The 7,926-nt window shown below is 63.6% G+C and carries 6 protein-coding genes; 2 read left to right on the forward strand and 4 right to left on the reverse strand.

All coding sequences use genetic code 11. The features are described 5' to 3' along the window. Nucleotides 1-183 precede the first annotated feature (183 nt). From B0E41_RS27785 to B0E41_RS00515, 4 genes are all read right to left on the reverse strand, one after another. A complete protein-coding gene (locus B0E41_RS27785) occupies nucleotides 184-1,341 on the reverse strand; it encodes a DEAD/DEAH box helicase (RefSeq protein WP_363349974.1) in 1,158 nt (385 codons plus the stop codon). An 18-nt stretch (nucleotides 1,342-1,359) separates the two neighbouring features. Continuing rightward, nucleotides 1,360-2,619 (reverse strand): DNA primase small subunit domain-containing protein, encoded by a 1,260-nt coding sequence (locus tag B0E41_RS27790; RefSeq protein ID WP_363349971.1) that lies wholly within the window; start codon nucleotides 2,617-2,619, stop codon nucleotides 1,360-1,362. Further along, complete coding sequence (locus B0E41_RS00510) at nucleotides 2,612-3,151, reverse strand: hypothetical protein (protein WP_077327571.1); 540 nt, start codon at nucleotides 3,149-3,151, stop codon at nucleotides 2,612-2,614. Before B0E41_RS00510 ends, B0E41_RS27790 begins: the two co-directional genes overlap by 8 nt. 102 nt (nucleotides 3,152-3,253) lie before the next feature. Then, nucleotides 3,254-4,447, reverse strand: a complete 1,194-nt coding sequence (locus B0E41_RS00515) for a PDDEXK nuclease domain-containing protein (protein WP_077327574.1) — start codon at nucleotides 4,445-4,447, stop codon at nucleotides 3,254-3,256. A 541-nt stretch (nucleotides 4,448-4,988) separates the two neighbouring features. Between B0E41_RS00515 and B0E41_RS00520 the strand changes: the two genes are divergently transcribed. After that, entirely contained in the window at nucleotides 4,989-5,924 is a 936-nt protein-coding gene (locus B0E41_RS00520; protein WP_077327577.1) for a site-specific integrase, read from the forward strand. Between the two features lie 12 nt (nucleotides 5,925-5,936). Next, entirely contained in the window at nucleotides 5,937-7,130 is a 1,194-nt protein-coding gene (locus B0E41_RS00525) for an IS91 family transposase (protein ID WP_077327580.1), read from the forward strand. Nucleotides 7,131-7,926: the final 796 nt, after the last annotated feature.

The following is a 7,926-nucleotide window of genomic DNA, read 5'->3' on the forward strand; positions in this document are numbered from 1 at the left end:
CACGCTCTTGCTCGCTCAACAACAATTGGACCTTCGGTCTGCCAGTTCTCATCGCGGTATCTCCATTCCCAAGATACCGCATCGGCATGCACGATTAATGCCAGTTATTAACGGGACATAACACTAGTTGTCGCTTTGCCACGGCCGAACGGACCCGGCACCCAAAAAGGTCGATCTGTATGGCTACCCGGGCGACCCATCAAACGGCAACACACCCTCATCACTTCTCGAATCCGCACCCAATCGATACCCCATGGCCCGGTAGCCACGCTGCCGCTTGTCCCACATGCGCAGCAACGCAGGGTGCCCCGTATCGACGAAGTCGATGATCCGGACATCGGTCTTGCTGGCATGTTCTCGATGCAGGCGGCCCGCATACTGCTGCAGCGTGCCCTTCCAGGAAATCGGCATGGCAAGCACCAACGTATCCAGCGGCGGGTGATCGAAGCCCTCGCCGACCAGTCTCCCTGTGGCCAGCAAAATACGCGGTGCTTCTGGAGCCAGAGCGTCCAGCTCGGTGATCAACGCGGCCCGCTGCTTCTTCGACATGCGTCCGTGCAACACAAAAGGCTTGGGCACCTTGGTTTCCAAGGCCACCAGGATGGCTTCAAGGTGCTCGGTACGCTCGGTCAGCACCAGCACCTTGCGGCCTTGTTCATACGCCGCTGTGACCTCGACGGCCACGGCGTCGGTGCGGGCCAGATCATTGGCAAGGTGCCGAAACACATCCTGAATACCCGCCGTGACCGGTAGGTCGATGCGGGCAACTCGGGACCGCGGCACCACCTCCAGGTCGTGCGGCGCGCTCGCCGGTCTGGCGGCCGTGTGCCGGATCGGGCCACATTGCATAAAGATAATCGGCTGCTGACCATCGCGGCGAATGGGTGTCGCGGTCAGGCCCAGCACATATTTCGCCTTGGTCCGTTTGAGAATGGCGTCAAACGACGTGGCGCCCACATGGTGGCACTCGTCCACGATCACCTGTCCGTAGTTTTCCACCAACGCATTCACCTCGCCTTGGCGCGACAGCGACTGCATCACGGCGATGTCGATCTGCCCGGTGGGTTTGGCCTTGCCGCCTCCGATGGTGCCGACCACGCCCTTGGCAGCTTTGGTGTCCAGGCCGAGAAAGGTCTGCAAGCGCTCCTGCCATTGCTTTAGGAGTTCGGTGCGGTGCACCAGCACCAGAGTGTTCACGCCGCGCCGGGCGATGATGGCCGCCGCCGTCACCGTCTTGCCAAACGCGGTGGGCGCGCACAGCACCCCGGCATCGTGTTGCAGCATGGCCGAGACAGCTTGCTCCTGGTCAGGCCGCAGAGTGCCGACGAAGCTGGCCTGGATGGGATCGCCACCAAACCTCTAGTCCCGCAAGTCGCAGCGAATGCCGTTGTCCTTCAACAAAGCGCGTGCGGCGTCCAGACAGCCGCGCGGCAAGGCGATGTGTTGCGGGTAGTTCTCGGCGTTGCCGATGACACGCGGCTTGTCCCACACCGACATGCGCATGGCCTGGGCTTTGTAGAACTCAGGGTTCTGGAAGGCCGCCAGGCGGATCAGCCGATTGGCCAGCGCCTGGGGCAGCGCGCTTTTCTCGAAGTAGATCAAGTTGGCCAGCGTCACCGTCAGTGCCAGAGGCATCGCGCCCGCCAACCGGTTGGTCTTGGTGGCCTCGCGCCTCCAAGGCGTCGCCAAGTCCTCGTCGTCGATGAAGGTCACGTCCAGGGGATGGATGCCGCCGGTAGCGCGCAGAACGGTCGGCTCAATATCGTGCGGCGCAATCGGATGAATGGACGCAAGGTATGCCCACTGGTCGAGGTGCGGTCGCAGTGTTGCGTCCACAAACACGCTGCGGCCGTTCTCGCGCGGGTGCTTCTGCAGGGGCAAGGCAATCAGGTTGCCAAAGCCGCCTTTGGGCATGGTGTCCTGGTTGGGAAACAAACGGTCATAGGACGCCAGCTTGAGCTGCCGGGTGCGCGCGCAGATGTGGCTGATGATGGCGGTGCCCAGGCGCCGCGCATCGCGAGCCGACACGCGCCCCGCGAAAAATACCCAGGCATGGGCGCCCTGCCCAGAGCGCGAGATTTCCAACGCTGCCGACACACCCAGTTCGCTGCAAGACTGCATGAATGCCAGGGCGTCCTGCTGCCATTCGGCCTCGTCAAAATCAACCGCGAGAAAGTGGCAGGTGTCGTCCTCCAGCAGCGGGTAGACGCCCACGGTCTGTTTGCCGGCAAGGTGGTCATAGATCACCGCATCCGACAAGGGCACCAGCAGACGCTGGCTGCAGTCGCCGCACTTGATGCGCGGTTTCTCGCACACCCCCGCCCGCCACTCGTTGGCGCAAGCCGGTGCATAGCCTGATTTGCCCGAAGTCCGGCTCTCCCAGCGCACCGGATACACGTCGGTGCGGCCTCGGAAGAGCCGCCGAAACAGTGCCACCTTGTCGGCGGTGCTCAGGCCCGAACGCTGTGGTTCAGGCAGTTCTTCCGGAGCGGGCTCAACCGAAACAGGGCGAGCATCCGGGAATGACAGCGTGCGCCACTCGATACCATGCGACTCCAGCAACGCCACCAGCCGCGCGTTCTCGGCTTGCAGCGCCGCGAACGCATGGTGTTCAGGCATCGCCCCCGTGCGCGGCGAACAGCGAATCCATGTCATCGCCCACGCCATAGCCGATGTCGTGGCACTGTTGACGAACCGCGTCCAGCCTCGCCCAGAGCGCCGGGTGCTGCGCCGCCGGCATGGTGGCCGTGACTTTCAGCGCCTGCTCGAACATCCGAACCAGCGCATCAAAGTAGCCTTCGTCCTGCAGGCCCACATCGCAGCTGAAACCCGAAGCCTGCTCGCAATAGAACACCATCAGCTCGGCCAGCTCATCGGCCCGTTCCACCGCTTTTTTGTAGTCCGCGATGGCCTTCTTGGCCTTGGCAACCGAGGTGTCCTGGTTCTTGAACATGTCGGGCCACAGCCAGCGGGCCATGGTGGCCTTGTAGGGCTTGAGCACGTCATCACCCAGGTGAAAGCGGGCGTGCAGAAAGGCCTGGTTGTCCTTGCTGGCGGCGTAGAGTTCTTGCACCAGGCCGAGCATGCCTGCACGGTCGTGGTCAGCGAGCTTGGCTTTGACGTCAATCCAGGATGGGCTCGATTTTTTCATTGCGATGGTGATACGTGCGGGTGCCTGGCCAGCGTGATGCTGCACGCTGGCAGCTAAGTGGTGGTCGGATCGCTTCTGGCCGTTCGACAACGATGTGACCGGTCATGCATCGTCCCCTGCCTCATTTGACCGCCCCACACGACGCGACTCCAGCTCCCTCCTCGTCTTGTCCAGCTCCGCCTCCAGCAGCCTCTCGTCGGGCAACACAGTCTGGTACTCCGCAGCCATCACCTTGTTGGGCAGCCCTTCAAGCGCATAGTGGGCTTCGTTGCTGCCCTTGCTGGTGCACAGCACCAGTCCTACGGGCGGGTTCTCGCCGGGTTTCATCCAGTGCTCGCGGGCGTAGTTCAGGTACATGTGCATCTGGCCGGCATCGGCATGGCTGAACTTGCCGATCTTGAGATCGATGACCAGCAGACACTTGAGCCTGCGGTGGAAGAACAGCAGATCGACGCGGAACCAGCTGTCGTCCAGTCGCAAGCGGCGCTGGCGCCCCACAAAAGCGAAGTCGTCACCCAGCTCCAGCAGAAAGTCGGCCAGGTGCCGGATCAGCGCGTCTTCCAGATCCGATTCGGAGTATTCATCCTTGAGGTTGAGAAACTCCAGAACGAAAGGGTCTTTCAACGCTTGCTCAGGCGTGATGGTGTCTTGCGGTTCTGCAACTTCGGCTTTTTGCAGCATGGCTGCCTTGTTGCGCGACAGGGCGATGCGCTCGTAGAACTGGCTGTTGATCTGGCGGTCAAGCTGGCGCACGCTCCAGCCGCAGCGCAGTGCCTCGGTTTCGTAAAAGTTGCGGACCGATGGCGCTCTGACGGAAAGCAGGCGCACATAAGCCGACCAGGGCAACGGGAAGACCTGGGTCAACGCGTGTAGCTCCCCTGATTTCTGATTCAGAGATTTGGACATCGGTGCGGAGGCCGACTCACCATGCGCCTGCTCAACCCGGGAGGCCTCCAATTTCGCAGACGGTGTCTGCGAAATTGCCTCGGGTGGCCAGGTCAGATAGAAAAGGCGCATCTGTTCGAGATTGCGTTCGGAAAACCCCCGGCCAAAACGTCTCGTCAAATCGACCGAGAGCCGCTTCAGCAGGGCATGTCCGTAAACGGCGCGATCTTGTCCGCCCTGTTCGAACTCGACGATGCGTCGGCCGATTTCCCAGTAGCTGGCCGTCATCACCGCATTGACACTGCGTGCGGCGGCGTGCCGGGCGCCTTCCAGCAAAGCGACGATGTCGCCGTGGATGCCCGTGTAACCCGAAGCCTCTCCGAACACGCCGGAAACATCAGTCTTGGTCATCGATCTCTCAGGCTGTTGATGCCTTGACATGCTACCTCCCCTGTGTTTCCGGTGTGCTTGGGGAAAGCCGAGGGAGCGGTGGTTGAATGTGCTGACTGTTGCCAGCGGACGCGAGAAACCGGCGCAAGACGAGCAGCGCCGCCCACGTGGCATCCATTTGCTGGCGCGCAGCCTATCCTGCCCTACCACTCTTCACTCCTACACAACAGGGTCGGACCGTCCGACCCCTTGTTCCGCCAAAAAAAAGAAACAGTTCAAACTCAGCAGATACATGCTTGGGAACGATCCAAAAACACGTCCCCGGTGATTCAATCTGTCTGTCAAGCAGCTTGACAACTCGACCTAGAGATCACATCCATAGGGGCCGAACTCGACCCTCTGCAATTGCATGAGGCCCCAGCATCAACGGCCGGTTCGCAGCGGTGGACTAAACCGCTCGCGCGGTAGACGCTCCGGCTACGTTGGTGGCGTTTCGTTGCGCCCGTGATTCTGCGATGTTGGCGGTCGAGGCAATCCGCCTCGGTCACGCAGGAGCAGGATCATGGACATTTGCACCCCGACCCCATCCGCGGCCGTCTCGCCGCTGCGCCAACGCATGCTCGACGACATGCGCATGCGCCAGTTCGCCGAGCACACGCAGGACGGCTACATCCGCGCCGTGCGCAAGCTCTTCACCTTCCTGGGCCGCTCGCCGCACACCGCCACCGCCGAGGATCTGCGCCGCTTCCAGTTGCACCTGGTGGACACCGGCACCGGCCCAGTCACCATCAACGCCACCATCACCGGGCTGAAGTTCTTCTTCGACATCACGCTGGGCCGGCCGGAGCTCATGCTCAAGATGACGAACGTGGCCGTGCCGCGCAAGTTGCCGGTGATCCTGAGCCCCGAGGAAGTCGGCCGCCTGATCGCCGCCGCGCCCAACCTCAAGCACCAGGCTGCCATGTCGGTGGCCTATGGCGCGGGCCTGCGCGTCAGCGAAGTCGTCTCGCTCAAGGTCGGCGACATCGACGGCGAGCGCATGACACTGCGCGTGGAGCAGGGCAAAGGCCGCAAGGATCGCTACGCCATGCTCAGCCCCGTGCTGCTGGAGCGGCTGCGTGCCTGGTGGAGGCTGGGCCATGCCCAGGGCAAGATCCGGCACGGTGGTTGGCTGTTCCCGGGCCTGGACCCCACCGATCACGTGACCGCGCGCCAGCTCAACCGCGCCGTGCACCTGGCCGCCGCCACGGCCGGCATCGACAAGCGCATCACCCCGCACGGCCTGCGCCATGCCTTTGCCACCCACCTGCTGGAGCAGAAGGTCGATATCCGTGTCATCCAGGTGCTGCTCGGGCACAAGCGGCTGGACACCACGACCCTGTACGCCGCCGTGGCCACCGACCTGCTGCGCCGGGTCATCAGCCCCCTGGATCACACGTCCGCCAAGCCCGCAGGCGAACCAGCGCCCGAACCTGCACCGCAACCGCCGGCCCTGTAGTCGTACGCCATCGTGCAGGCGCGACCCGCCCTGGAGGTCGCCGACATCTTCCGTGCCCATGGACCCGCCTGGCGTGGCGCCCAGCGCGGTCACCTGAGCCTGGCGCAGCTCAAGGTGATGTCGGCCATCACCCAGTGCCGCACAGCGGCACTGGGTGGCCACGTCCTGCGCTGCGACGGCTGCGGCCAAGACGAGGTCTCCTACAACTCGTGCCGCAACCGGCACTGTCCGAAGTGCCAGAGCAGCGCAGCCAAGCGCTGGCTGGATGCGCGCCAGGCCGATCTGCTGCCGGTGGAGTACTACCACGTGGTCTTCACGCTGCCGGCGCCGATCGCCGACATCGCGTACCAGAACAAGGCGGCGCTGTACGGGCTGCTGTTCGACATCGCCGCCGAGACACTGCAGCGCATCGCGGCTGACCCCAAGCACCTGGGCGCCCACATCGGCGCCACGCTGGTGTTGCATACCTGGGGCTCGGCACTGACCCACCACCCGCACGTGCATGGCATCGTGCCAGGCGGCGGGTTGGCGCCCGACGGCAGGACTTGGGTCGCCTGTCGGCCGGGGTTCTTCCTGCCGGTGCGCGTGCTGTCCCGGCTCTTCAGGCGCCGCTTCCTGGAGGAGCTGCAGCAGCTTCACGACGGCAGCAAGCTCCGGTTCTTCGGCGAGCACGCAGCACTGGCCGAAGACGCTGCATTCAAGGCCTGGCTTGCGCCGCTGCGCCAGTGCGAGTGGGTGGTCTATGCCAAGCGGCCATTCGCCGGGCCGCAGGCGGTGCTGGCCTACCTGTCGCGATACACGCACCGCGTGGCCATCTCCAACAGCCGGCTGCTGGCGATGGACGAGCGCGGTGTCACCTTCCGCTGGAAGGACTACCGGGCGAACAAGCCTGGCAGGGGCAAGAAGCGCCACAAGGCGATGACGCTGAGCCCGCAGGAGTTCATGCGCCGCTTCCTGCTGCATGTGCTGCCGGGCGGCTTCCACCGGATTCGGCACTACGGCCTGCTGGCCAACAGCAACCGGCGGGACAACCTGGCGCTGGCGCGCCAGTTGTTGCAGGTGACGCCGTCATCGCCGCAAGCGCCGGCCACCGATGGCTTGGACTCGCCACGTCCGACCTTCGTCTGCGCGCACTGCGGCCACGCGATGACGGTGCTGCAGGTCTTCTTGCGCGACTGCTCGATTCGGGCGCCGCCGGCACCATGACCACGCTCGAACACCGCCGATCAACTCGACGCTGGACATGGCGTCCGGTGGGCTGCTGCGTGCGTCGCCTGGTCAGCGTCTGCTCAGGCTCGGCCAAGAGCTGCTGCCGTATCGAAGTGGCACACGCACGGGCGCCTGCGGTCATCGATGAGGTGTCGATGCTCAGTCGTAGGCTGCAAACTCGCGACGCAAGCGTAGAGCAATCGCCATAGCCACCGTGCTCGACAACTACCGTAGCGGTCGCCGCGGTTTCCTCCCTCGAGGCTTATGCAACACCTGCCCGACAGCAGTGAGGGTGCTCGACCGCTTGTGCGGCTGGGCAGGTGTCACACAAGCCTTAACGACAGCCGCCGGTCGCGCCCGGGAGCTGCGTCACGGTATCTGGAACGAAGCCGTCATCGGTTCATCTAGCAGCGCGGCGGTTTCAATGACAGGTATCGAGAGGGCTGCAGTCATCCTGCGTGGTCGGCCGCCGGTTGCTCCACGAACTCGTGGACGAATGTCAGCTGCTTGAAGTGCCGAACTCACGCTCTCGACCCGTTGCAGGCATCCGTCCATTGGGCCTGATAGCGGTCCTCCCAGTTGCAGTGATTGGTGGCTGGTCTGGCCCGCGATCTCATTGAGGTGTTTCGGACTTGGTCAGGTTTGTCGAATCTGCTATACCTGTTCACCTAGGGAACGTCTGCAGAACCGTCGCCACTGGCACGGGATGTGCGAGATTGACGTTATGAAACAGATGAGCCTGAGCGAGAGCGGATTCGAGCGCAAGACCAAGAGAACGCGCAAGCGCGAGTTC

Origin of the sequence: Hydrogenophaga sp. A37, from assembly GCF_002001205.1 — a bacterium.
Lineage (GTDB): Bacteria > Pseudomonadota > Gammaproteobacteria > Burkholderiales > Burkholderiaceae_C > Hydrogenophaga.